The following is a 25,753-nucleotide window of genomic DNA, read 5'->3' as shown; positions in this document are numbered from 1 at the left end:
GCTAGCTGCTGAGGATCTGCTGGGAGGCCTGCTCTTGCTGCTCGTAGTTGTTGGCGTCGCGGATCAGCCCGTCACGCACTCCGTGCAGCATGTTCACAATGTTGCGGAAGGCCTGGTTCATCTGGCCCATGGTGTCCAGCGAGGTGGCCTCGGCCAGACCGCTCCAGCCCGCGCCGGAGATGTTCTGCGAGGACGCCCACATCCGGCGGGCCTCGTCCTCAACCGTCTGGGCGTGCGTCTCGAAACGGCCCGCCATCGCCCGCATCGCGTGCGGGTCGGTCATAAAACGTGAAGTCACCTGAATTTCTCCTTATTGCCTAGATCTTGCCTAGATCATTTGTCGTCTGTTTGTTGTTTGCGGGTGCGATGACCGGCCGGCTACGCGTTCACGCAACCGCCGACCGGAGAACTATGGATGATCCCCCCTCCCCAACCGACGCCCACCGGGCGTCGGGGTACGCCGACACCGACATCGGGCCCCAACCGCAACATCGAAATCGATGAATGCGCCGTCCCGGAGGACAGCCTCGGCAGCGTGGCACGCTCGCACAATGGCCCCCCGGCGAGAGCTCACCGTAGAACTCACGTCCGTAGCCGCACCCCGCCCCCGGTCCACAACTGCCAGCGTGGGGGTCAGCCCGCAGCGGCGGCGTTGGCGGCCTCGGTGGCCGCATACGAACCGGAACTGGTCGCCAAGGTGTTGACGAACATCTCGTGAATAGCGGCGGCTTGGGCGCTGACCGCTTGGTACATCTGCGCGTGCGCGGCGAATTGAGCCGCGGTCAACGCCGATACCTCGTCGGCGGCCGCTGGCACGACCCCCGTCGTCGGGGCCGCCGCAGCGGCGTTCTGGGCGCTCATCGTGGTGCCAATACCCTGCAGGCTTGACGCCGCCGCGGCCAGAGCTTCCGGCTGTGTGGTCACAAATGACATGCTGTTTTCCTCCCTCGGTTGTCCCCGGCACCGCTCTACTGCAAGAGAGTAGATGACCGCGCGGCGCCAGTTTGCTTTCAACGCCACCATTTAGCAAGTGTTCACGTGTTGGCACGGCAAATTCACCTGTGGTAACGACACAGTAACAGCGGGAAGGGCTGTTTGTCGTCCGCTCAGCAAACTCCCGCCCAAACCCTTGCAAAGTTACGTGTCGACGCCCGTCAAGATCTGCTGACCCCGGCATGCTGGCGCAGTCCGGGTAGGTGATGCGACGTCGGCGAAACACGGCGCAGCCTGGCTGTCAGCCGGCGAAAGGCGGGCGGGCCATGACGGTGGGCCGGAAGCCGTAGCGGGGTCCGGCGCCCGCCGCAGCACCGGCGCCGGCGCCGGCCAGCGGCATGCCACCGAGCAGGTTGCCCGCCCCAGCCTCGGGCGCGGCGGTGATGGTACTCACCGGCAGCGGCGCACCTCCGGGATGCATCGCGCCCGGCAGCTGTCCACTCCACACCGGCGGCACCGACAACTTGCCCACCGAGGCCGCGTTGCCCAAACCCGCCGACACCGGTCCCCCGCCACCGAGCAAGCCGCCCAACCCCGGTAAACCTTTGGCGGCAGCGCCGGCAGCCGCCGCCGGAGCTGACCCGCCGATCAATCCCAAGGTCTTGGCCGACTGGACGAAGTTGTTGGCCATACCGATGCTGAAGTACGGCAACCCCTCGGTGTTATAGAAGAAGCCCGCGTAGGGCGTATAGGCAGTTAGGAACCCCGAAATCGAGTTAGGGAATGTGCTTGTCCCGAACAACACCTGCCACAACCCTGTCAGCGGGCCTTGCGCCGATTGCAGGAAGCTGACCTCGGTCCCGATGGGTCCGGTAATTGGTGCTGCCAGACCTCCCAATGTGGTAGGTATCGCGGAAAGAAATTGATTCAGCGTTTGCTGGGCCGAACCGCCCGAGGTGCCGGTGGCTGCGGCGACGGCCGTGGCCTGGCCAGCCTGGGCGGTAGGACTGGTGATCTGCGGGGGTGACGCGAACGGAGTCACCGCCGCAGCATGGGCCGAGTTGCCTGCGTAGCTGTACATCGCCGCGGCATCTTGGGCCCACATCTCGCCGTATTGAGCTTCCAGCGCCGCAATCACCGACGTGTTCTGCCCGAAGACATTGGTCGCAATGGCCTGGGCTAATTGTGCGCGATTGGCCGCAATCAGCGGTGGGGGCACGACCGCGGCAAACGCGGTCTCGAACGCGGCCGCGGCCGCCCTGGCCTGGGCAGCGGCCTGCTCGGCCCGAGCCGCCGCGGCACTCGTCCACGCCACGTACGGCGCTACCGCCTCGGCCATCGCCGCCGACGCCGGCCCCATCCACTCCTCACTACTGAGCTGAGTGATCACCGTCTCATAACCCGTAGCCGCCGAACTCAACTCGACCGCCAAGCTATTCCAGGCCGTCGCCGCAGCCGCCATCGGCGCCGACCCCGGACCCGAATACATCCGCCCCGAATTGACCTCCGGCGGCAACGCACCAAAATCCATCACCTTATTCCTTTCTAACCGGCCGCGGCCGCATTGGCCGCCTCGGTGGCCGCATAGGACCCCGAGCTCGTCGTTAACGGGCTGGCAAACATTTCGTGCATCGCGGCAACCTGGGAGCTCAGGACCGGATACATCTGGGCATGCGCCGCGAACCGCACCGACACCTCTTCACGGCTGCCGCAACGACGCCGGTGGTCTGAGCCGCCACAGCCGCGTTCCGGGAGCTCAACGCCGAGCCGATCCCCTCCAATGTGCTAGCGGCTACTGCCCGCGCGTCTGGCTGTGTTGTCACCAACGACATCTGATCTCCTCCTCAATTACCTTTAGGCTCATAGGGTCTGGGAGCGTGGCTACTAACGGCATGGCTCGATTCGGGCGCTCGAGCAGCGTCGGGCCGCATGTCACTCACTGTGGTGGACCACGGGTGCTTCATCGCTCTACCCGGCCGACGGCGGGCGGGTAAGGACGCTGTAGCGGAAGCCATACCGGTGTCCAATGCCGCCGCCGCGCCGAGCGGCACCCGACCCCAGCGGTATTCCACGGAGTAAACCCTGTACTCCTCCCTGGGAGTTGGTGCTGAGGTTGGCGCTGACCAATCCCGCTGCGGCATGCTCTGCTTCCGCAGAGGAACCGACCCAAGTCGGCGGTACCGACAGTGAACCAACCTTGTTTGCGCTGGCTAGACTTGCCGACGCGGCAGCACGACCGGCCCCGGTACCCAGGCCGGCGAATTGTGGTGTCGCGTACCAGGCGCCGCCGGAACCCGCGGTTGTTCCGCTGCCGAACGTCAACTGCTGCCCGATCGAGGCAATGAACTGCGGAATGCCCATGGCGAAGTACGACAAGCCCAGGGTGCGAACCACTGAAACTCTTTGCGCGTTATTGATCGAGCCCAGCGTCTGCACAATCCACCAATCGTTGGGATTCACCGAGCCGGCTAACGCGGACGTCGAAAGCTGCTGCAGCAGTTGAGGTACCGCCGCAGTCGACACCAAACCCGGATCCGCCGACGACAACGCCGGCGCAGAGGTGCCTGCAGGCGTGGCCGCAGCCTTGGCCACCGCCGCTGATTGAGCGGCCAACCCCGCTGGATCGGTGGTGGTTCCGGGATCTGCGAATGGAGTCAATTCCGAAGCAGTCGCCGATGCGCCGGCATAGCCGTACATGGCGGCGGCGTCCTGGGCCCACATCTCGGCGTATTGCGCTTCGGTAGCGGCAATCGCCGGTGTGTTCTGCCCGAAAAAATTGGTCGCGATCAGGGTCGTCAGTAAGACGCGGTTGGCCGCAATCACCGGCGGCGGCACGGTCATCACAAACGCCGTCTCATAGGCCGCGGCGGCAGCCCTGGCCTGCATACCTGCTTGCTCCGCTAGCGCAGCGGCAGCACTCAGCCATGCGATATAGGGCCTGGCTGCCGCCACCATCGACAGCGACGCCGGACCAACCCATGGCGAACTGGTCAGTTCGGCTATCACCGATTCGAATCCGGACGCAGCCGCGGCTAACTCCGCGGCCAGATCATCCCAGGCTGCGGCGGCAGCCATCATGGATCCCGATCCCGGGCCGGCATACATACGGCCCGAATTGATTTCCGGCGGTAATGCCCCGAAGTCCAACTCAACCCCCCTTAGCCACCACGATCGCAGTCTCGATGCGATCGCGGCAGGTGCGCGATGAATCCCCCAGTGCGGCCACAAACCGGTTGCCAGACAACGGGTTCGGGTCCCCGAGGATCTGACCGGATCCGACTTGCGATGCAACGGACTGCTGCGAGGTATCCCGCTCGCTTGCTCTTGGAGCCGGCCAGCGCGGCTGCGGGCTTTCACCGTTGAGGCCGATACTGGAATCTGCGGCGGCCACCGCGACGGCCACTTCAGGATGTATGGTCACCAACGACTTGCGCTCTCAGCCTTGAGAAAACCTTTCAGGATACCAACGTCAATTGACACCTAAATCGTTGCGGAACCGGTTCATAGAGAACACATTAGATTGCCGATCCGGCGACGGGCACCGGTGACGCCAACAATTCATTCCCCGCAAACTATTGTTAAGCTGCCGTTAAGTTCACAGCTTGGCCGGCGGCACGCCACCTGCGCAAACGCACCAACGGCGGCGTGTAGTGCGTCAGTCCTCGTCGAGAATGAGTGCCATCTCCGGGCACGCGGCCACACCGTCACGGGTCAGCTGCGCATCCTCGGGCCGCACCTGGTGCTCCTCGAGGATCGAATAGCCCGACTCGTCGATCGGGAACAACTCCGGATCGACTGCGTAGCACTGGGCGTGGCCCACACATCTCGACCGTTCGAGACGAACCTTCACGGGTTTCCTTTCTCGGTCAGGCGTCCGCGCGGGACGGGCCAAAGCAACTCGATAGGTAGATTAGCGGGCCGAGACGGGCTGCGAGACTGCCACCGGGTGCGGCGGTTGTAGGTGTGCCCATTCGTCGGATTGGTGAGAATTTGCCGCGCGTGCGATATTTCTGGTGTCAGCACGGCTTTGGCTGCGTCGGCTACCGCGGTAGACGAGAACGATGACGAGAGACTGGAGCGCATGAGCACGACCGAAGGCAGCCATGCCGGTGCGTTTTACCTACCGCGGCTTGAGTATTCGACGTTGCCGATGGCCACCGACCGAGGCCTCGGATGGAAGACGTTGCGCGACGCGGGGCCAGTGGTGTTCATGAACGGCTGGTATTACCTGACCCGCCGCGAAGATGTGCTCGCGGCACTTCGCAACACCAAGGCCTTCTCGTCGCGCGAAGCGCTGCAACCGCCGGGAAATCCCTTACCGGTGGTACCGCTCGCCTTCGATCCGCCGGAGCACACCCGGTACCGCAGGATCCTGCAGCCGTATTTCAGCCCGGCCGCCTTGGCGAAGGTGCGGCCGGCGCTGCTGACCCACACTATCGCCATGATCGATGCCCTGGCCCCCCGGGGTGAGTGTGAGGCGATGGCCGATTTCGCGAATCTGTTCCCGTTTCAGCTGTTTTTGGTGCTCTACGGTCTGCCGGTGGCTGACCGTGATCGCCTGATTGCCTGGAAGGACGCCGTTATTGCCATGTCGGACCGGCCGTACCCGACCGAGGCCGATGCGGCCGTCACGCGTGAACTGTTTGAATATCTCGCACAAGCGATCACCGAACGCAAACAGAACCCAGGCCCGGACGTCTTGTCACAGGTGCTCATCGGCGATGACCCACTGAGCGAGATCGAGGTGCTGGGGCTGAGTCACCTGCTGATCCTCGCCGGGCTGGACACCGTGACCGCGGCGGTGGGGTTTTCCCTGCTGGAACTCGCGCGGCGGCCGGAGCTGCGCGCCATGCTCCGCGACAATCCCAAGCAGATCCGGGTGTTCATCGAGGAGATCGTCCGGCTAGAGCCATCGGCCCCGGTGGCACCTCGAATCACCACCCGGGTCATCGAGGTCGGGGGTATGACACTACCCGCGGGTTCCCCGGTGCGACTGTGCATGGCCGCGGTAAATCGCGACGGCACCGACGCGGTGTCCACCGACGAGTTGGTCATGGATGGAAAAGTGCACCGCCACTGGGGATTTGGTGGCGGGCCGCACCGCTGCCTGGGTTCTCACCTGGCGCGTTTGGAGCTGACCCTGGTGGTCGGCGAATGGCTGAAGAGGATTCCCGATTTCGGCCTGGCGCCCGGATACACGCCCGAGATCCGGTTTCCGTCAAAATCCTTCGCGCTCAAGACGTTACCGCTGCGTTGGGGCTGACCTCAGCGAACCTCGGCCCGCCCCAACACGGCGCTGAACGGTCTTACCTTCGCCACTCGGTGGCGGCGACCTGAACGAACACCCCGGTGTCCTCGGCCATCAGCAGGCCGCGGCCACGGGGCAGCGGACCGCCCTTCATCTTGCCGCGGATGAAGCCCTCGTCGGGATCGGCGTCCATCACCAGCAGTGGCGCATTGGCCTGATGCAGCGCGCGCAGCATCGGGTCGCTGCCTGCCGAAGACCAGCCGCCGAAGGTACGGGTGACGATCACGTGCAATCCGACGTCGGCAGCCCGGTTGACGAACGGAACAACCTTGTGCAACGGCGAATCGAAACCCGGCGGCAGCTGCTGGATGTCGTCAACGATGAGGAAGATCTCCGGCCCGCTCCACCACGACCGCGACAACAGCTCCTCGGCCGACAAACCGGGCGGCGGCTCACGGCCCGCCAGATTCGCCGACAGCTCACCCATCATCGCGACAACGCCGTCGAGGTTGTAGGCGAACTTCTCCACATAGTCCGAGCCCAACGCGGTCAGCAGCTGACGGCGCGGGTCGACCAGCCAAACCTGCGCGGAGGGACGTCCGGGCGGTGGCGGCGGCGCGCTGCTGGCGCCCGGCGCGTAGAGTCGGCCGATTTCGGACATGATCGTCGCCAGCGTCGTCGTGCGCCCGCATTCGCGTCGACCGGTCACCATCAGGTGCGAGTTCTCGGCGAAGTTGAGGTAGACCGGCTGCAGATCCAATTCCGATATCGCCCAAGCGATTCCGCCGGCACCCACGCCTTGACGGGTGTCACGGGCGGCCAGCTCGCGCACCTGTTCCACGCCGAACCGCGCCGGCAGGCGGCGCACCGGCGGGGCTTGGGCGGTGGTCAACCGGCTCACCGCCGCGACCACGCTGTCGCACTCGAAGACGTTGTCGGGCGTGCTGCCCAGCGCCGGCCGCGCCACCAGGGTGTGCAGACCCGCCTGCGGGTCGCTGTCCAATCGGACGTAGTTGACCGCGACCATGCCGCGGCCGGGCTTGACGGGAACGTCCTTGGCGAAGCGGGAACGCACCAGCTTGGCGTCCTCCACCGCGGCCAATCGCAGTTCGACCCGCGAGCCGAAACCGCTGCGCACCGGCGGGCGCAGCTCCGACTCGCGATCCGCGGTGACCACCACGTGCACCCCGAACGACGGGCCCTGATTGATGATCAGGTTGACCTGCTCGATCAGCACCTCATTTTCTTCGGCCAGTGCCCGGTAGTTGTCGATCACCAGGTACACATCGCCGAACCCGTCGTTGGGCACCGGCCCGGCTTCTCCGCCGAACTTGCGCCGGCGGAACATCTCCATCGACGCGATGCCGTGTTCGAGGAAGCTCCGTTTGCGCTCGCGCACCAACGCCAGCAATTCGGCCACGGTCCGGCGCACACCATAGGGGTCGGTGGGACCGGCGACCTCGCCCACATGCGGGAAGCGCGCCACCGTTGTCAGCGCGGTGCTGCTGTACGCCAAGCAGTAGAACTGAACTTGCTCCGGGGTATGGGTCAGCGCCGCCGAGCAGATCAGCGTCTGCAGAGCGGTGGTCTTGCCCGAACCGCCCGCGCCCAGGATCAAGACGTTGGCGCCGGGGCCTGAGGTGTCGACCGTCCATGGTGGCTGATCGTGCTTGAAGGGCCGGTCGATGATCCCGATCGGGAACACCAGATTCCGGGCCGAACCGTAGTCCTTCTGCCACGGGTGGCCGAGGAACCGGTTGACCAGCTCATCGATGGCTACCGGAACGGTCAGGGGCGGCTGCCACAACCGGTAGGGCTCGAACTTGATCTTGCGCAGCTGATCGATGATCACCGTGCCGACCTTGGGGGTCCGCACGCCTTCCTCTTCCTCCTCGGCCTCGGCGCCCTCGCCCTCGATCACCTCGCCGTTGGCGTGTGCGACGACCGCCTCGATTTGCGGCCCGCCCACGCTCACCTCCAGCGGCGTGAACGAGTTGGTGAATAGCTGCGGCCGGATGTAGTCGATGTTGTGCACTAGAACCGGCGCTTCGTCACCGTCAATGGTGCCGCCAGGGGCGTAGTAGTCGCGCCAGAGGAACTCGGCCTGGAAGCGGGTGATGTCCTCGAGGCTCCGGCGGAAATAACCCAGACCGGCCTGTGCCGGCAGGTTTACCGCATTCGGCACGCCGGCGGCCTGGGCGGCCCCGGCGGTACGCGCCTTCAGCACCAGGCGATAACCCATGTTCTCCATGAGCTTTTCGGCCCGGCTTTCGATGGTCTGCGAGGCCATCATCAAATGGATCCAATACGCGCGACCCTGCCGACCGATCGAGTCGAGCACGTCGACCGCGGTCGGCATGATCCGGAACCATTCGTAGAACTCGTCGATGACCACCACGAGCATCGGTAGCGGCGGCATATCCTGACCGCGGGCCCGCATCCGGAGGCGTACCGAGTTGTACTCCTTGGCGTCGTCGACACCGGCGCTGTCGCATACCGCCTTACGGCGGGCGATCTCGCCCCACAACGCATCCAGGAAGCGTTCCATCAACGCCTGGTCTTCTTCGAGGTCGGTGATGATGCGCGACACGTGCGGCACCCCGGCGAACGGCTTGACCGCCGAACCACCCTTGAGGTCGGCCAACACGAACTGCAGTTCCTCGGGCGGATGGCTCAGCATCAGCGACTCGATCACGGTTCGCACCAGCGTCGACTTACCCGAACCCGTCGTCCCGGACATGACGCCGTGCGGGCCGTCACCACCTTCGTCCAGCGACTTCATGTCCAAGAACAGCAGTTCGCCGTTGTCGGAGCGGTTACCGAACGGCGCCCGCAATCGCGACCGGCCCATCGTATCGGTGCGGTTGCCCCACAGCGAGTCGAAGTCGATGCTGCCCGGGTCGTCAATTCCGTAGTAGGACAAGATGTCTCGGGCACCGATGTGGGCCACCCGCTGACCGATCTCCTCGTAGGCCTCGGCGAGCCGCCACTGCGCCAACTTCTGGGAGAACTCTTCGGCCTCCGCGATGCTCATCTGATCGCTCAGCGCGAAGAACCAGGCCTTGTCGTCGATCACCATCCAGGTGTCGCGGTCGCGCGGCAGCGCCTCGATCACACCTTTCTCGTCGAATTCCAGCTTGCGCTCCGGGACCTCGGTCCACATCGAAGAGCCGGTCAGGTCGAAAAACGTCACCCCGTCCACGCCTTCGGCGCTGATGACGTACTCCCACTGTGGGTCGTCGACGTCGGCGATGATCACGGTGTGCGGTGTCGGCGTCTGCGCCGACGAGCTGGCGTGCCGGGGGGTGAACGACCCGCGGCCGGCGAACAATTCGGCTTGCTCGGCGGCGAACTCACGAACCGAGCTGTAGACCATCCGCGCATTGCCGGCCGCATCGTGACGGCGTGAGTCACCGAAGTGCGGAAGCCACTTCACCCAGTCCCACTCGTCCAGATCGGAACTGACCACGATCAACTGAACATGGTCCGGCCCGTGGGAGAACGTCAGCTGGCAGATGATCGCCCGCATCAACCCCAGCACCTGCTCACGGGTCCCGACGAGCGCATACCACGGCTCGACCAGCAGCGAGACCATCTTCGGCAGGTTGTAGACGACGCTTTGATAGCGTCCGAACTCCTGAAGTGCCTTACCGGTCACCGGCTCGAGCTCGATATCGGTCGGCATGTTCTGCGGCTCACCCCAGGTCACCTCAGGCCGCGTCATTCCCACGCCGACGCGCACCACGCCGAAGTTGAGATCCTTACCGTCGGGTTTGCGCTCCCACATCCGGGGTGATCCCACCGCTGCCGCCAGTGTGGTGGGCGCCGGGTGGAACCACCGGTAGTTGGAGTCCATGCTGTCGGCCGACTCCTGGGCCGTCTCGCGCAGCATGTCCAGCATCAACATGAACTGAGCACGCATCGCGTCCAGTTTGGGACGGCTCATCTGCTGCTGGCCGCCGAACCGGCCGCCGAACATCATCATCATCATCCCGCCGACCATGAAGATCGGGAAGATGGCGCCGGCGCCGCCGAACACGCGTGAACCGCTGGCGAACGTCATCGCGACCATGCCGCCCAGCAATCCGATCACGACGACGCCCACCACGATCAGCCACCAGGGCTTGCCCTCCGGCGGCGGAATGCTCAGCGGCGTCGGCAGGACGATGTTCTCCGGCTTGATCACCGGCGGCTTTTCCGCCGTCGGCCGGGCAAAACCACGTTTCACTTGGGCACCACCAATTCTGCGGGGGTCATGTCCATGGGTAGGGTGTCGTGTTCGACCAGCGCATCGGCTCTAGACAGCGTGGGGCCCTGCGGCAGCAGCCGCAGCGCCACCCACGGGGCCATGCTCGGGGCCAGGCTCAGACCCAACGCCTCGCGGGCTTCCTTGCTGTCCTCCACCCCGAACCGCGCGCCCGCGTCGGTGAGCCACCACAGCGATTCGGTGGTCTGAGCGGCCGGGTTGTTGCCGGTGACGGCGACGAAGTTGGCGTAGTCGGGTCCGAAATAGACGTGGTCGGCTTCACGGCCGCTCATGTCGGCCTTCACCAGGTCAACCACCTTGTGCATGTCGTGGGTCGCGACCGGGATGGTAGGCCCGGAGATCACCTTGACGCGGGCCCGGTTCTCACCCCTGGTCCGTTCCCACCACCAGCACGTCGACGGATTTTCCCGGATGTCCAGCACATTGAGCGGTTCATCCGGGTAGGCGGACAGATCAATCCTGTTGACGACGGGCATCTTGGCCAACGCCGAGGGTTCCACTGTCACCGGCTTGGTGTTTCCCGGCCGCCCGGCATTCTGCATGATCTGCGCCACCAAGGGCGGCAGGGTCTGCACACCGTCGGCCAAGACCAGCGAATACTGTTGCGGCCCACTGATTTGCGGCGTGACGAGCACCGTGCCCACCGGACCGGGAGCGCCGGGGAAAGTCGCCGGCGCACCCGCGTTGGGCACTTCGGGCACCAGCAGCTCGGGCCCCACCGGCAGCGCGTCATAGAGCGCATGGCTCATCGGTCGGGCCTGACTGACCTGTTCCGGCGTCAACCCCAGCGGCAGCAGCACCGACCGGTTCGTGGCGTCGATGCGGGACCGGCGCCCCTCGCGGATCACCCACGCGTCTCCGCCATAGCTGAGCACCACGGCGTCGGAACCCTTCAACACCCGCCGGTGGCTGCTGAGATCGGGAGTGCCGTCAATGACGGTGACGGAGACCCCTTGCGACGACCCGAGGCTCGACGAAGTGGACACGGTGTCACACACCAGCCACGACGACGACGGCGGACTCTTCGGGTAGAACTGGTTCGGCGCACCCGGGATGCCCACCAGCGGCCCGTGCGGTTGGTTGGCGATCTGGCTTCCCTTCACCAAATGCGGGTTGTCCGGCCGCCCGGTGATCAGCCGTGCCGACGCCAAGTTCAGCGCGGGATACAACCGGTCCCCTACCCGGACGAAGAGCGCGCCCGAATCCCGGTCGGCGATGATCGGCGACTCGTTCAGCTGGCCCGACGGACTGATGAACGACCACAGCAACGCGCCCAGGCAGATCACCAGGGCCGCAGACACCGATGCCACCACCGCCAGCGTCTGCCGCCGGCCGGGTTCGATCTCCATGCGCACCCGCCAGCGGGTCAATGCCATCGCGGTTCGGCGCGCCAGGAACTGATAACCCGTCACCTGGGTCCGCGTGGACAATCCGAGGCCGTACCCCGACCCCCGCTGCCCGCGGCTCTCTTCAGCCACGCTAGATCACCTTCCGGTCTGTTCAGAACGCCTGGATATTGGCCGAAATATGTGGAGAAATGCTGACGACATCGATAACCGTAGGGCACCCGAAAGGACGGCGCCATACGGCCCTTACCGCACTAGATCCCCCAAGGATTCGTCATGTCTTCATTGCATCGTAGCGACCGATCGCCGTCTCGGCGCGCGGAAATGTTGCGGCCGGTTTAACGTCTCTGAGCTGGGAAGTAAACGCGCGGTGCGGTGGGCCCACGGCGAACCGGACAAGCCAGACCGCCCCGCCGTCCGCGCGCAGCGATGTTGGACGCAAGATGGGCGCCATGACTGAGCTCGCGCCGTCGCTGGTCGAACTTGCCCGTGCACTCGGCATCGCCACCGAATACCAGGACTGGACCGGCCACGACGTGCGCGTCTCCGCGGAAACGCTGGTGGCCGTGCTGGCCGCGTTCGGCATTGCCGCCCGCACCGAGGAGGAGCGCAACACCGCACTGGCCGAGCAACTCCGGTCGTACTGGGCCCGTCCGCTGCCGGCCACCATCGTCGCTCGCGCCGGCGCGCCGACGCGGTTCTGGGTGCACGTGACTCACGGCGCCCCCGCCGACGTGTGGTTGCGCCTCGAGGACGGCACGGTACGCGGCGGGGTGCAGCAGATCGACAACTTCACCCCGCCGTTCGTCCTGGACGGACGCTGGATCGGCGAAGCGAGCTTCGTGTTGCCCACCGACCTACCGCTCGGGTATCACCGCGTGCAACTGCGCTCCGGGGACGACGAGACGAGCACCGCGCTCATCGTCACGCCGGACTGGGTCGGGCTACCGGAAAGGCTCGGCAACCGTCGAGCCTGGGGCCTGGCCACCCAGCTCTACAGCGTGCGGTCCCGACGGTCGTGGGGTATCGGCGATCTCACCGACCTGGCGGACCTGGCGCTGTGGTCGGCCTACCGGCACGGCGCCGACTATGTCCTGGTCAACCCGCTGCACGCGGCGGCACCGACAACACCCATGGAGCCGTCGCCGTACCTGCCGACCTCGCGGCGCTACTTCAACCCGCTCTACCTGCGTGTGGAGGCTATTGCGGAGTTCGGCGAGCTGGCCAAACGCAGCCGAGTCCGGCAGCTGCGCACCGACGCGCAGCACCGGGCGGACCGGCGCGACACCATCGACCGGGACAGCGCGTGGCGGGCCAAGCGCAAGGCTCTCGAGCTGATCCACCGAGTGCCTCGATCGGCAGGGCGTGAGCTGGCTTACGCCGCGTTCCGGGCCCGGGAGGGCCGCGCCCTGGACGACTTCGCCACCTGGTGCGCACTCGCCGAAAAATACGGCGGTGACTGGCATCGATGGCCGAAGTCGTTGCGGCATCCCGATGCCCCCGGTGTTGCCGGTTTCGTGGACAAACACGCCGACGCGGTCGATTTCCACCGGTGGCTGCAATGGCAGCTCGACGAACAGCTTGCCGCGGCGCAGTCCGAGGCCACCCGGGCCGGAATGTCGTTGGGCATCATGCATGACCTCGCGGTCGGCGTCCACCCCGACGGGGCCGACGCATGGGCCCTGCAGGACGTGCTGGCGTCGGGCGTGACCGCCGGCGCGCCACCGGATGAGTTCAATCAGCTCGGCCAGGACTGGTCTCAGCCGCCGTGGCGACCCGACCGGCTCGATGAGCAGGAGTATCGACCGTTTCGCGCTCTCATCCGGGCTGTGCTGCGGCACGCGGGCGGAGTCCGGATCGACCACATCATCGGGCTGTTCCGGCTGTGGTGGATCCCAGCGGGCGCGGCGCCGACTCATGGCACGTATGTGCGATACGACCACGAGGCGATGATCGGCATCGTGGCGCTGGAAGCGCATCGGGCCGAAGCCGTGGTCGTCGGGGAGGATCTCGGCACCGTCGAACCGTGGGTGCGTGACTATCTATTCTTGCGCGGCCTGCTGGGCACCTCCATTCTCTGGTTCGAGCTGGATCGGGACGGAAATGGCGGTCCGCTTCCGGCCGAGCGCTGGCGCGAGTACTGCTTGTCGTCGGTCACCACTCACGACCTGCCGCCGACGGCGGGGTATCTGGCGGGCGACCACGTGCGGCTGCGCGAGTCTCTCGGTTTGCTGACCCGGCCGGCGGAAGCCGAACTCGAGGCACATCGGGCCGATCAGGACGCCTGGATCGCGGAATTGCGACGGGTCGACCTGCTGGCGGACGGGGCCGAACCCGACCCGCAGCAGACCCTGTTGGCCCTCTATCGATATCTCGGTCGAACACCGTCACGCCTGCTGGGAGTGGCATTGACCGACGCAGTCGGCGACCGGCGGACGCAAAACCAGCCAGGCACCACCGACGAGTACCCCAACTGGCGGGTTCCACTGACCGGTCCCGACGGCAAGCAGCTGCTGCTCGAGGACATCTTCACGGACAACAGGGCAGCGACCTTGGCCGACGTGATGCGAGCCGTGACGTCTCCCGCGGTCACCTGAGCATCGTCCTGTTAGCGTCGGATGTCGTGACATCCCTGAGGTGCGTCAACGGCCGTCGTGCGGCGAAAGCCCAGGTGCTCCCCGCGGCTGATGCCACCGATCCTCGCCGGGCGCGCCGATGACGGCCACGCCCTCGGTGGCGGTGGTCGCCCCGGTTGCCGACGGCGTCACCGCGGATCCGGACTGGATGACCGCCTTCGCGCTGCACCTCGAGGCCTGCAACTTCGAATCGATCATCGTCGCCGAGCACACCGTCCTGGTCACCAGGTACGACAGCGTGTACCCGTATGACCGTTCTGGACGGGTAGGGCTGGCCGCGGGCTGCCCGATTCCCGATCCGCTCGATCTGCTCGCGTTTCTGGCCGGTCGGACAACGCGGCTCGGTTTGGCCACCGGAGTCTTGGTGCTGCCCAACCACCACCCCGTGGTGCTGGCCAAACGCGCTGCGACGATCGATGCCCTCTCCGGCGGCAGGCTGCGGCTGTGCGTGGGAGTGGGATGGCTCAAAGAAGAGCTCGAGGCCTGCGGGACGCGGTTCGACAGCCGGGGCCGCAGGGCCGACGAACAGTTGGCGGTGCTGCGGACACTGTGGGCCGACCAACCGCACGGCGCTTCTCACCACGGCGAATTCTTCAGCTTCGACAACGTCATGTGCTACCCCAAACCGGTTGGGAGGCTTCCGATTCACATCGGCGGCCACAGCAGGGCGGCCGCGCGCCGGGCCGGGCGCTTCGGCGATGGCTTCCAGCCGCTCGGCGTGGCCGGGCCGCAGCTCGCCGCACTGATCGCGGCGATGCGTGCGGAGGCGTCCTCGGCCGGCCGTGATCCGGCGTCTCTGGAGGTCTCGTTGGGCCACCTGGTGACCAAGATCGACAGCGAACGCGCGGCCCGCCTGGTCGATGAGGGCGCCCACCGGATCGTGCTGGGCATGCCGTCGACCACCGATATCGAGCAGGCCAAAGACATCGTGTCGGGGTGCGCTCAGCGTCTGGGATTGGCTTCTTGAGGTCTCTTGAGGCCTGATGCCCCCTCCTGAGTGTCTTGCGCCGGCCGATCTGCTGGCGCTCAGCGATCTGGTGCACCGGTATGCGGCCCGCGTCGATGACCGCGAATTCGACGCTGCGGCCCGCCTTTTCACTGCGGCAGCCGAGCTGACGACACCCGACCCGCCCGCCACACTGACACCGGTCCATTCGCACCGGGGCCAAACGGCCATCGCCACCGCCATAGCGGCCGTCGCCCAAACCATGCGCACCGAACACGCGATCGTCGGGGAGGTCTATGAGCAGGCATCAGGGCCGGGTGTCGCGCGAGGGCGTATCACCTGCATCGCGCACCATTGGAGCCGGCGCGGCAATGACCTGGTCGACGTGGTCTGGCATCTGCGGTACGACGACGAGTACCAGCTCACCGAATCGGGCTGGCGAATCAGCAGTCGCGCCTTGACGATCAACGCCATTGAAAGCCGGCCGGTACGCCGATTGCTGCCGCGCGACCAACCTCCGCCGGCGTGAGCGCCGCTGGCTCCGCGTACATGCGCTTGCACCCCACGGCAAGCGATGTCGTTTGGCCATGCGGCATTTCGGGTAATTCCGAAGTTGCTGACCGATCCCGTCGGTTTGCCGGCCCGGAGACCGCACAGTGCAGGAGGCGTTCATGGGGAGCATCTCGCGCCATGCCATCCACCGACGTCCATATGCCCGCGACTCGGCGGAACGCGTCAACGATGCCCAGCATGCGCCCGGTCTGGTTGTCGTCGTCGGTGCCGTACTGGCTTTCGTGGTGTCCCTTGCCAATTTCGCACTCGGACAGGTAGGACTTGGCCTCGCGGCCGCCATCGGCGGACTGCTCTCGTTCGGCGCCGGTCTGGCTTGGCTTGCCATGGAGCGCAGGCGAATTCGCGAAGCCGAACGGCAGCGCCCGTTCGGCCAGCCGGAGCGGCCGGAGCGGTAGCAGTACCGGCTACTGCAAAGCCGCGAGGTTGTCCACCGAGTTCTGAATCTCGCGGCGCAGAACTCTGGCGACGAGACGCCCAACCGGCCCGCCGAGCAGACCGCCTTTCAGGTCAGCCGTCAGATGGAAATCCGACCCGGGATGGTTGGCGGCCACGGTCACCGTGACAGCGATCCGGATTCCGCCCCGACCGCAGCCATGCAGTTGAATCGAGGTCGGCTCGTCATACTCGGTGACGGTCCAGTGAACGACGTTGCGGAAACCCTTCACCTTGATCAGTGACGAGACGCGGACGCCCTCGTCGATCGTCGACGGCACCTCCCCGCGCCACCCTCCAAAAATTGTCATCCATTCGTCGAATCGGTGCAGGTCGGAGGCAATTTTCCAGGCAGACTCCGGATCGACGTTGGATGACGTTGACACCTCTACGTGCGCCATGTGTTAACCCGCTCCCTGGTTCGGCGGCCCCCGGGCTCCAGACCGGCCGTAGCCGGGCCATGCGTTCGGGGTTACATACCCAGGCGCCGCGGGCCGATAAACGCCGATAGACTCCGATAAACCCCGACAATCCGCCGGGCCGCCGTCCGCGCCGACGAATCCGGCCGATCGCCGGCCCAATCCCATTGCCGCAGAAGCAGTCGCAAGCCAACCGTTACCCTCGCCGGCTTGCGGCTAAATTCCTTTCCAGGCGGTATCCAACTGAGCGGCCACATCGATGACCTGGGCGGCCTGCGATTGCGGTGAATCGATCTCCTCAGCGACGTACTGGGCGATGAACCGTCGGATCTCGCCGTCAACGCCGGCCAGAATGCGCAGCACCTCCCCGCGAATCGATTTGGACGACACGTTGACGGTGATATCGGAGGGACGCGGTTTGGCGACGTCGACGATCAGCAGCAGCGGCTCGGCAGCACGTGCGGTGGCGCGCAGCGCGATATCTCCGGCCACCTTGAACCGTTGCTTGTCGAGCCGGAGGTCCAGTAGCAGGTCGATCGACAGCGGGATGTGGATCACAAACGTGATGAGGTCACCGAGCTTTCGGGTCACACGCGGCTCGTTGATCTTGACATGCGCGCTGACCTTGGCGATCCCTCCGGGGCCTTGGGCGATCGGTTCCATGTCGAATTCGCTGCCGGCAATTTCGGCGAATGATGCCGCCACCCGCTCCGGTGTGACGGCAACCTCGAAGAATCTGCGGCCGAAGTCTTCGTAGGTGAGGTAATCGTGATGTTGCATAGGCTTACACCGTCTCACGGCAACTGCCGTAACGGTCGCTGATCGGTTCGCGTCGCGCGAAAATTTGACGTCATTCGACGTCGGATGGACCAGCGGTCCAGTCCCCCACCGCCGCAGTGTGATCTGCGACATCTGCTGCGCGTTGTGAACAACGCCACAAGCGGCCGCTTCGATTCGATAAGTCGGGCGGCGGCCTGCCACGCTGGAAGTACCTGGAGGTGTTTGGAGTCTCATGTGCGCCCACGAAAATCCTGATCAGCGCTCGGTCGCAACCCGGATCGAGGGACTGCTGACCTGGCTCGGCGGCGGACACTGGGGTGAACTCGGTGAGCGTCACGAGCGGTCAACCCACGCCGTTGCCGGCGCCGTGGTGGCCTTCGGATCCGGGCTGGCCTGGCTGGTGGCGAGCTTGGCGGTGAGCGAATCGACGGGCTCGCCCACCTGGGCCGTCGTTGCCGTCACCCTCGTGTTCGCCCTGCTGGTCGGCGCGGTGGTCCGCGGTACCGCTGGCGGACCAGGCCGGGGCCGTTCCGGCATCGCGGGACGCGTCGGGGTCGCGCTCGCCGTCGGTGTCGTGGTCGGCGAGCTCGCCGCGCTGGTTGCGTTTTCTGGCGCCGTCGACCAGCGCCTCGACGAACGGGCCCTGCGCAACGCGGACTCGGTGCCCGCTGTCGCACAGGCGTCGGCGTCGCTGCAACAGTCCCGTGCCGCGCGGGCCGCGCTCGACAACGGGGTCGAACAGGCTCGGGGGCATCTGGACACGGCTCTGGTGGTGGCGCGCTGCGAATACCACCCCACACCGGGTTGCCCGCAGACCAGGATCACGGGCGTTCCCGGTCAAGGACCCGAAACGCGAACGGCCAACGAGCTTCTCGCCGATGCGCAGCGCGAATTGGACAATGCGTTGGCGGCCCGCGACCGTCAGGCACCCGAACTCGACGCCAGGGTGCGGGAGGACCAGGAGGCCCTCAACACGGCTCGCCACGCGGTGGTCGCCGACGCGGGCCGCGGGCTGGGCACTCGCTGGGAAGCGATGAACGGGGTAACCCTCGCCAGCGCAGGCGCGTTGGTGCTGCGGGCGCTGCTGATCGCGTTCTTCGCGCTGGTGTATCTGCTGCCGCTGATCCTGCGGCTATGGCGTGGTGAGACGACACATGACCGCCACGCGGCCGCGCGCGCCGAGCGGGACCGCGCCGAACTCGAGGCCGAGACCGCCATCGCGATCAAACGCGCCGAAGTTCGCCGCGCTGCCGAAATTATGTGGGCCGAGCATCAACTGACCCAGACCCGCCTGGCGATCGAGGCACAGGCCGAAATCGACCGCGAACAGCAACGCCGTCGTGTCATCGAAGCGCTGGAGCTTCCGGTGCGGGCGTCGTCGCAGCGTCCTTTTGAAGCAGTCGAGCCAGTCGAGGAAGTAGAGGAAGACATGTATCTGCCTATCGCGGCCGAAGCAGAGGCCGCCAGCCGCGCCGTCGCCCAATTGCCGGCTGGAACAGCGGATCGCCTCGCTCAAACACCGGAACAGCTTCCGGCGCAGGTCGACTCGAGCGGCACGGTGGCAGCCGATGAGACCGAGCGCGGCGGCCCGCTGATTCCGTCGATTCCGGACGCCACCAAGGCGGCGGCGCGATGGATTCGGCCGTTGATGCCCCCGTTCGTGGCGCGGGTTATCGACAACACCGCTCAGCCGCTGCGCACCGCACGGCAGGTGTTCGAAGAGGTCGAAGAAATCGCGTTTTCGTTCAAGCGCACCCGCAAGGTCACCGTCAACTCCGAAAGTTCCGACAGCTCCGACAGCTCCAACAGCTCCAACAGCAGACGTGAGCCGGCGCCTCAATCCCCCGTCGCGGAGGCCCCAGCCGGCGTGAACCGGATCGAATCGTCACGTGGCGAGGCCGATACCGGCAGCTACGACGGAAACTACGAGGGGCTGAGCCGCAGCGAGCGATACCAGCCGTTGGAGCAATCTCCGGAAGATCTGGCCGGGTTGCCGATGGGATCGACCGGACGTGCGAACCGGCGTGGGCTGGTCGGGCGGGAGCGACCGGCCGAGCTGAGTTCCCCCGATGGTCCGCGTCAGCTGCCCCCCGGTAAGTAACCCCGGTAAGTAACATGGTGCGACACACGCTGGTCGGCAGCATGCCGGGTCAGGTCGCATAGGATTCTGTCAGCGATGGTATCTCTGCAGGCGCCATCCTGACGGTGCCCACCAGCCCAGGCATAACGACGGACAAGGACAGGATCTCGTGGGTCTCTTGACGGCAGCACAGGACGCGTTCTCACGGTGACATCCCGATTGCCGATCGCAATGCCGGCGGCCCCATGAAGGTCAGCCTTTTACTGGCGGACGCAGCGCAGGCCGACCCCCAGTCGGGTAAGGTCCACGCCCTCGGGCTGGGCTGGCGGCAATGCCAAACACCCACTCCTCCTTTCGCTTTGGTGCTTTTTCTGGACATCGACTGGGATGAGACCAACCAACAGCACAAGTTGACGTGCCAACTGCTGACCACCGATGGAGATCCGGTGGTAGTGACCGGGCCACAAGGCCCGCAGCCCATGCTGTTCGAAGCCGCCGCCGAGGCAGGCCGGATGCCCGGGGCGATTCATGGCACTTCGGTCCGGATGCCGCTTGCCCTCAACATCCCGCCGGGAATTCCGTTGGAACCGGGACTCTACGAGTGGCGGGTGGAGGTGGAAGGCTTCGAGCAGGCCACGGCGGTTGAGGCTTTCATCGTGACCGGCGGAGGCCATTCGCCGATGGGTTTCGACTAAGAAGAGCTTCTGAAATAGCCAGGTTACCAACCGCTTTCCTAGAATGACGGCGCCATCGGCAGGACGGCAGCCTGACGAGTTACCGCACGGTCAATTCGAGACGCTCGAGGCGGCGCACCAGGATGCTCGGCAACCACTGCCCGACATCGGCGGCCTCGATCACCGACGTTCGTTCGAGCAGCTGGCGCACAACGATCTGGGCCTCCAGGCGTGCCAGCGCTGCGCCGACGCAGAAGTGCGCGCCCTTCCCGAAACTGATGTGGCCCTTGCCTCGTCCGCGGTCAAGGCGGAATTCACCTGGCGTTTCGAACTGAGCCGGGTCGCGGTTGGCCGCGCCCCACAACAGCAGCAGGTGCGAATCAGCCGGCAGGTCCATCCCGGCGAGGCTGGTGTCGTGTCGCACGTGCCGGTAGTGACCCCGAAAAGGCGCCTCGTAGCGCAGCGTCTCCTCGATAAAGGCTCCGAGCCGGTCCGGGTTGTCGCGCACCTGCCGCTGGATGTCCGGACGGGTTGCCAGTATCCAGGTCGCACTGCCCAGCAGCGAGGCGGTCGACTCTCCCCCGGCGGCGAACAGGGTGACCATCATGACTTGGGCGGTGAGCGTGTCGATTTCGCCTGATGCGCAGGCGGCGGCAAGCTCCCCCAGCAAATTGGCCTGCGGACCGGCCGCCGCCCGGCTGAATTGCTCGGAGATGTAGCCGCTGAGCTCCATCACGGCGATGCCCGCGGCGGCGAGTTGCTCGTGACTGACCAACCCCTCGAGCAGTTGCGTGGCCGCGTAGCCCCACTTCACCAGCTGGGTCGTGTCCGCGTCGGGCACGCCGATGAGTTGGGCCACGACCATCATCGGCAGCCGGTTGGCCATCGCACCCATCCATTCGATCCGGCCGTCGCGCAGCCCGTCGACCCAGAGCCTGCTTGCGGTCTGGGCGGCAAACTGCTCGATGGCGCGGATTCGCTTGGCCGCCAAGTGGCGCACCAACAGCTTGCGATGCAGTGCGTGGGCAGGATCGTCGGCGGTGGCCAGCACATGGGTCGGCCCGCCGAGCGCGTCCATCTCGAACGGCTTGACGGTGCCGTCGGTCGTGTAGGTCATCGCGGCCGTCAGGTTCGAAGAGAAGTCCTCGGGGCGGCTGACGGCGTCGTGCACGGCATCCCAACCGCATACGGCATAGAACGAGGAGTCAGCGATGCGATGGACCGTTCCGGCGGCATGCATGCGCTCGTACAGAGGGTAGGGATCTTGCAGGCATTCGGCACCGAAGAAGGTGCTGGCATCGATGGAGCATGTCCGGAGTCCGGCGGAACTCATCCGGTGATCCATCGCCCGCTCTGGGCGACGGCCCCGGCGGCACGGCGAACACTGCACACGGGTGTCATTGCGCGTCCTTTCTACGTGGTATGCACTCGGGCCGATCGACCGAGAATTCATCCGCGGCATGGCTCAGCAGGGACCTTCACCAGAGTGGTCGGTGGACACACCGGGCGTCAACGACGCGGCGACAATTGAACGACAATTGAAACGGGCATTGCCCGATGCCCCGTCGGGTTGTCTCACCGCGAGGCTCAGACCTGCGGGGCCGGCGGCATTGACCGCCGTCGCTGTCTCAGCTTCGAGAAAAACAAGCTGCTATTCCGTTGGGCCGTCAACGTCGCATTGCGCTCGGCGTTGCTCAGCGTGTCCAGGCGGGCGAGTCGGCCGCACTGCGCAAAGCTGAAACGATGCGGTCTTCTTTTTCCACGAAGCGCTCAGTCGGCGTGGGCACCGAGATCGCGATCACGTTGTCGCCCAACGCTCGTCCGGCGATGGCGGCCGCCGAAATCCCCGGGGTGTGCTCGTCGCGATCGAAAGCAATTCCGGTGCTTCGGATTTCAGCGATTTCACGACGGAGTGCCGCGGCGACTTCGGGGGTGAAGCTGGCGAGGGCGGCCGCTGCGGCGGTCTCGTCAAGTGCGGCGAGCGCCGCCTTTCCGTTGGCGGTCCCGTTCAGCGGGAATCGGACGCCGATTGCCGAGACGGCGCGGAGCCGGTGTGACGACTCGATTTGGTCGATGAACCACATCTTCTGGCCGCGCAGAATCGACAGGTCGACGGTCTCGCCGCCGGTGGCGGTTGCCACTCGCTCGATGGTCGGGCGGAATACTGCCGCGATATGGGCTCCGGTGGCGTTGCCGAAGCCCAGCAGGCGTTCACCGAGGGAAAAGTGGCCACGGTCGTCGACGCTGGCCAAGCCGACTTCGACGAGACCGACCAGCAGGCGGCGAGTGGTCGACTTGGCCAGCTGTAAGCGCTCGCTGAGGTCGACCAGACGCAACTGGCCCGGATCGGCGGCGATTTCGTCCAATGCGGCTGCCGCTCGGCGCAACACCTGGATACCCTCGTCGCGATTCGTCCGGGCATTTCGTTCCGTTCGCGGCACAATTCCACTATAGTGGTCCGCATCGTGAACTTTAAAGAACCGAAATGTGGATCAGAGGAGATCTGGTGAGCGCACTTCCTGGCGGGCGACACTTTTTCCGCGGCGATGACGGTTACGAGGCCGCACGCCGTGGCTCGGTGTGGCATCAACGAGTGCCCGAACGTTATCCCGAGGTGATTGTGCAGGCTGTCGATGCCGACGACATCATCGCGGGCCTGCGCTACGCCAGGGCCAACGGCCACAAGGTCAGCATCGTCTCGGGCGGGCATAGCTTCGCGGCCAGCCATCTGCGCGACGGCGCCGTTCTCCTTGACGTCAGCCGTCTCGACCACGCGCGGATCGATGGCGAAAACATGACGGCCGTCGCCGGCCCGGGCAAGGGCGGCAGCCTGCTCATGGCCGAATTGCAGGCCCAGAACCTGTTTTTCCCCGGCGGCCACTGTAAAGGCGTCTGTCTCGGCGGCTACCTGCTGCAAGGCGGGTACGGCTGGAACAGCCGGATTTTCGGCCCCGCCTGCGAAAGTGTCATCGGACTCGACGTCATCACCGCCGACGGCGAGCAGATCCATTGCGACGCAGACAATCACCCCGATCTGTACTGGGCCGCCCGCGGCGCCGGCCCGGGCTTTTTCGGGGTCGTCACGTCGTTTTACCTCAAGCTCTATCCCCGCCCGGCCGTCTGCGGCACCAGCGTGTATGTGTACCCGTTCGACGTGGCCGACGAGATCTACACCTGGGCCCGCAACGTCAGCGCCGACGTGGATCGCCGCGTCGAGATGCAGATCCTGGCCACCCGCAGCGTCCCCGAGATGGGTCTCGACATCCCGGCCATCGTGATGGCCTCGCCGGCGTTCGCCGATTCCGAAGAAGAAGCCAAAGCCGCCCTCGCGGTATTCGACAGCTGCCCGGTCATCGATCGGGCGCTGGTGAAAAACCCCTATATGCCAACGGATTTGCCCACCTGGTACGACGTGGTGATGACCCACTACCTGGGCGACCACCGGTACACCGCGGACAACATGTGGACCTCGGCGTCGGCCGACGAACTGTTACCGGGCATCCGCACCATCCTCGACACGCTGCCACCGCACCCGTCGCACTTCCTGTGGCTGAACTGGGGGCCGTCCCCGGCCCGCCAGGACATGGCCTACAGCATTGAAGACGAGATCTACCTGGCGCTCTACGGCTCCTGGAAGGACCCGGCCGACGACGACAAGTACGACGACTGGGCGCGGTCCAACATGGCGGCGATGTCGCACCTGGCCACCGGCATTCAGCTCGCGGACGAAAACCTCGGCCAGCGGCCGGCTCGGTTTGCCACCGATGCGGCCATGGCGCGACTGGACCAGGTACGGTCGACCTACGATCCCGACGGCCTGTTCAACAGTTGGATGGGACGAATCTGATGACCGGCGATCTCTACCTGGGCTATCGCAACGACGACGCCAAAACGCCGTTCGCCAAGTTCTTCAAACCCGAAATGGCGGCCCTGCCAACGCATGTCGTCGAGGCGCTACAGCATGGCCCGCAAGGCGGAATGGCGTTGTTGGCATTCGAGGACGCCGCAACCGTTGCCGACGAGGGCTATCACCAGACCGAGAACGGTTACGGAATTCTCGAGGACGGCAGCTTCCAGGTCTCGGTCCGCACCGATATGCCCGGAGTCACCCCGGCGATGTGGGTCTGGTGGTTCGGCTGGCATGGGTGCGACGCCCGGCGGTACAAGCTGTGGCATCCGCGAGCGCACCTGTCGGCCGCCTGGAAGGATGGTGACGACGCGGGCCGTCAAGGCAGTCAGCGCTACCTCGGCCGCTGGTCGATGATCAGCGAGTACATCGGTTCGGCAATGCTCAATGCCGCAATCCAATTCGTCGCACCCTCGGCCCTGGGCCTGCCGCCAGATTCCGACGATGCGGTGGCGATCTGTGCCCGTCTGGGCTCGGGTGACGCTCCGGTGGACGTCGGATGGTTCGTCCACCAGATTCGGTCGACGCCGGGCGGCTCGGAGATGCGTTCGCGGTTCTGGATGGGCGGCCCGCACATCGAAGTTCGCAAGGCCCCGGGTGTGGCGTCGAAGGCGGTGCGGCCCATCGCGGCACGGGTGCTCGGCAACCCGGCTGCCACCGCTCGCAACCTACTGGTGCACTGTGCACAGGAGATGAATCATCTCGCGGGATTCCTGGCCGAACTCCACCAAGACTTCGGTGACGAATAGGCGATCCTCAGTTGTGTTGGGCAAATGCCGGGGCAACGAAGTTCTGCACTAGCAGGTGCTCGGCCTCCTCGTCTTCGCCCGGCCAATAGACCAACGACAGCACGACGCGTACCACCCATTTGGCGGCTTGCTGATCACCGCCGGCGAGGCCGGCAAGGTCGGTAGCAAACTGGGCGGTAAGCGGCGACTCGGCGAGCCAGGCCACCTGACGAGTGCCGCCGCGAATCGAACCGACCATGAGCTGGCACAGCGGGTCCGAGCGGATTTGCTTGATGGTCAACATGATTGCGGTGACGAGGCGTTCCACCCCGCTCAGCGGCTCGACGGCCGTGCGCACCGAGTCCACAATGCGGAGCGCGGTGCGCCGGACGACGGCGTTACGGATCTCGGTTTTTCCACCGACGTAGCGGTAGATGGTCGCTCGGGAACAATGAACGCGGGTGGACAGCTTGTCGATATCCAGCGCATTGAGTCCGTCGCGGGCGATGAGGTCGGTTGCGGCCTCGTAGATCCGCTCGGCGGCGGCTTCGCGGCGGTCCGCTCCGAGGAGCCAATCGTCGACGGGCACGTGGTATCGCGTCCTTTCGTCGAGAGCATCGAGAGCATCGAGAGCATGGGCAAATTTTCTAAGGTTGAGACAAAGGTAACACCTTTTCTCACCATTGGTGCAGGTCCCGTTCTCGTGCTGAGACGGCCCCCGGCCGGGGCCCCCACCGACCCATTTCAACTTGTCGCCATGCCGTTGACCTGCATGTTTCCGTTG

The 25,753-nt window shown here is 65.7% G+C and carries 21 protein-coding genes and 1 pseudogene; 9 read left to right on the top strand and 13 right to left on the bottom strand.

The annotated features are described in order from the left end of the window. Window position 1: 1 nt before the first annotated feature. The 6 genes and pseudogenes from B4U45_RS00310 to B4U45_RS00285 all read right to left on the bottom strand — a co-directional run bounded on the left by B4U45_RS00310 (window position 2) and on the right by B4U45_RS00285 (window position 4,783). On the bottom strand, window positions 2–298 hold the full coding sequence (locus B4U45_RS00310) for a WXG100 family type VII secretion target (RefSeq protein ID WP_122496531.1): 297 nt from the start codon (window positions 296–298) through the stop codon (window positions 2–4). A gap of 335 nt (window positions 299–633) precedes the next feature. Next, a complete protein-coding gene (locus B4U45_RS00305; RefSeq protein ID WP_023363989.1) occupies window positions 634–933 on the bottom strand; it encodes a PE family protein in 300 nt (99 codons plus the stop codon). A gap of 301 nt (window positions 934–1,234) precedes the next feature. After that, on the bottom strand, window positions 1,235–2,464 hold the full coding sequence (locus B4U45_RS00300; protein WP_075547540.1) for a PPE family protein: 1,230 nt from the start codon (window positions 2,462–2,464) through the stop codon (window positions 1,235–1,237). 14 nt (window positions 2,465–2,478) lie between these two features. Then, window positions 2,479–2,765: pseudogene (locus tag B4U45_RS00295) on the bottom strand (PE family protein). A gap of 136 nt (window positions 2,766–2,901) precedes the next feature. Then, on the bottom strand, window positions 2,902–4,080 hold the full coding sequence (locus B4U45_RS00290) for a PPE family protein (protein WP_082275448.1): 1,179 nt from the start codon (window positions 4,078–4,080) through the stop codon (window positions 2,902–2,904). Window positions 4,081–4,588: 508 nt separating this feature from the next. After that, on the bottom strand, window positions 4,589–4,783 hold the full coding sequence (locus B4U45_RS00285; RefSeq protein ID WP_023363981.1) for a ferredoxin: 195 nt from the start codon (window positions 4,781–4,783) through the stop codon (window positions 4,589–4,591). 231 nt (window positions 4,784–5,014) lie between these two features. On the opposite strand from B4U45_RS00285, the gene B4U45_RS00280 reads away from it, so the two are divergent. Further along, window positions 5,015–6,196, top strand: a complete 1,182-nt coding sequence (locus tag B4U45_RS00280; RefSeq protein ID WP_075547538.1) for a cytochrome P450 — start codon at window positions 5,015–5,017, stop codon at window positions 6,194–6,196. A gap of 43 nt (window positions 6,197–6,239) precedes the next feature. Here B4U45_RS00280 and eccC5 read toward each other — a convergent pair whose 3' ends face one another. Further along, on the bottom strand, window positions 6,240–10,409 hold the full coding sequence (gene eccC5 / locus B4U45_RS00275; protein ID WP_075547537.1) for a type VII secretion system ESX-5 FtsK/SpoIIIE family ATPase EccC5: 4,170 nt from the start codon (window positions 10,407–10,409) through the stop codon (window positions 6,240–6,242). Then, the gene (gene eccB / locus B4U45_RS00270) at window positions 10,406–11,926 is read right to left on the bottom strand and encodes a type VII secretion protein EccB (RefSeq protein ID WP_075547536.1); all 1,521 of its coding nucleotides are present in this window, start codon (window positions 11,924–11,926) and stop codon (window positions 10,406–10,408) included. The genes eccC5 and eccB overlap by 4 nt, the downstream gene beginning before the upstream one ends. Window positions 11,927–12,246: 320 nt before the next feature. Here eccB and malQ point away from each other — a divergent pair, with 320 nt between their 5' ends. The 4 genes from malQ to B4U45_RS00250 all read left to right on the top strand — a co-directional run bounded on the left by malQ (window position 12,247) and on the right by B4U45_RS00250 (window position 16,344). Continuing rightward, window positions 12,247–14,391, top strand: a complete 2,145-nt coding sequence (gene malQ, locus B4U45_RS00265) for a 4-alpha-glucanotransferase (RefSeq protein WP_075547547.1) — start codon at window positions 12,247–12,249, stop codon at window positions 14,389–14,391. Between the two features lie 118 nt (window positions 14,392–14,509). After that, window positions 14,510–15,397, top strand: coding sequence for an LLM class F420-dependent oxidoreductase (locus tag B4U45_RS00260; protein WP_075547535.1), 888 nt, complete (start codon window positions 14,510–14,512; stop codon window positions 15,395–15,397). A 16-nt stretch (window positions 15,398–15,413) separates the two neighbouring features. After that, on the top strand, window positions 15,414–15,905 hold the full coding sequence (locus tag B4U45_RS00255) for a nuclear transport factor 2 family protein (RefSeq protein WP_075547534.1): 492 nt from the start codon (window positions 15,414–15,416) through the stop codon (window positions 15,903–15,905). A 142-nt stretch (window positions 15,906–16,047) separates the two neighbouring features. Next, window positions 16,048–16,344 carry a hypothetical protein gene (locus B4U45_RS00250; RefSeq protein WP_075547546.1) on the top strand — a complete coding sequence of 99 codons (297 nt, stop codon included), beginning with the start codon at window positions 16,048–16,050 and terminating at the stop codon, window positions 16,342–16,344. Between the two features lie 9 nt (window positions 16,345–16,353). On the opposite strand, the gene B4U45_RS00245 is transcribed toward B4U45_RS00250, so the two are convergent. Together B4U45_RS00245 and B4U45_RS00240 are read right to left on the bottom strand one after the other, a co-directional pair. After that, entirely contained in the window at window positions 16,354–16,782 is a 429-nt protein-coding gene (locus B4U45_RS00245; protein ID WP_075547533.1) for a type II toxin-antitoxin system Rv0910 family toxin, read from the bottom strand. A gap of 234 nt (window positions 16,783–17,016) precedes the next feature. Next, the gene (locus tag B4U45_RS00240; protein WP_075511523.1) at window positions 17,017–17,580 is read right to left on the bottom strand and encodes a hypothetical protein; all 564 of its coding nucleotides are present in this window, start codon (window positions 17,578–17,580) and stop codon (window positions 17,017–17,019) included. A 232-nt stretch (window positions 17,581–17,812) separates the two neighbouring features. Between B4U45_RS00240 and B4U45_RS00235 the strand changes: the two genes are divergently transcribed. Both B4U45_RS00235 and B4U45_RS00230 read left to right on the top strand, forming a co-directional pair. After that, window positions 17,813–19,681 carry a DUF4407 domain-containing protein gene (locus B4U45_RS00235; protein ID WP_075547532.1) on the top strand — a complete coding sequence of 623 codons (1,869 nt, stop codon included), beginning with the start codon at window positions 17,813–17,815 and terminating at the stop codon, window positions 19,679–19,681. A 224-nt stretch (window positions 19,682–19,905) separates the two neighbouring features. Beyond that, the gene (locus B4U45_RS00230) at window positions 19,906–20,355 is read left to right on the top strand and encodes a DUF6941 family protein (protein WP_075547531.1); all 450 of its coding nucleotides are present in this window, start codon (window positions 19,906–19,908) and stop codon (window positions 20,353–20,355) included. 79 nt (window positions 20,356–20,434) lie between these two features. Here the strand turns inward: B4U45_RS00230 and B4U45_RS00225 are convergent, their stop codons facing one another. Then, window positions 20,435–21,667, bottom strand: a complete 1,233-nt coding sequence (locus B4U45_RS00225; protein WP_075547545.1) for a cytochrome P450 — start codon at window positions 21,665–21,667, stop codon at window positions 20,435–20,437. 361 nt (window positions 21,668–22,028) lie between these two features. Further along, window positions 22,029–22,775: an IclR family transcriptional regulator gene (locus B4U45_RS00220; RefSeq protein ID WP_083155346.1), complete on the bottom strand. Its 747-nt coding sequence runs from the start codon at window positions 22,773–22,775 to the stop codon at window positions 22,029–22,031. 65 nt (window positions 22,776–22,840) lie between these two features. On the opposite strand from B4U45_RS00220, the gene B4U45_RS00215 reads away from it, so the two are divergent. Together B4U45_RS00215 and B4U45_RS00210 are read left to right on the top strand one after the other, a co-directional pair. Beyond that, window positions 22,841–24,181 (top strand): FAD-binding oxidoreductase, encoded by a 1,341-nt coding sequence (locus tag B4U45_RS00215; protein ID WP_075547544.1) that lies wholly within the window; start codon window positions 22,841–22,843, stop codon window positions 24,179–24,181. After that, the gene (locus B4U45_RS00210; RefSeq protein WP_075547529.1) at window positions 24,181–24,990 is read left to right on the top strand and encodes a DAPG hydrolase family protein; all 810 of its coding nucleotides are present in this window, start codon (window positions 24,181–24,183) and stop codon (window positions 24,988–24,990) included. Before B4U45_RS00215 ends, B4U45_RS00210 begins: the two co-directional genes overlap by 1 nt. A gap of 7 nt (window positions 24,991–24,997) precedes the next feature. Here B4U45_RS00210 and B4U45_RS00205 read toward each other — a convergent pair whose 3' ends face one another. Beyond that, window positions 24,998–25,558, bottom strand: coding sequence for a TetR/AcrR family transcriptional regulator (locus B4U45_RS00205; RefSeq protein WP_075547528.1), 561 nt, complete (start codon window positions 25,556–25,558; stop codon window positions 24,998–25,000). Window positions 25,559–25,753: the final 195 nt, after the last annotated feature.

Origin of the sequence: Mycobacterium persicum, assembly GCF_002086915.1 — a bacterium.
Taxonomy (GTDB): Bacteria; Actinomycetota; Actinomycetes; order Mycobacteriales; family Mycobacteriaceae; genus Mycobacterium; species Mycobacterium persicum.
This window is presented reverse-complemented; position numbering and strand designations above follow the sequence as displayed.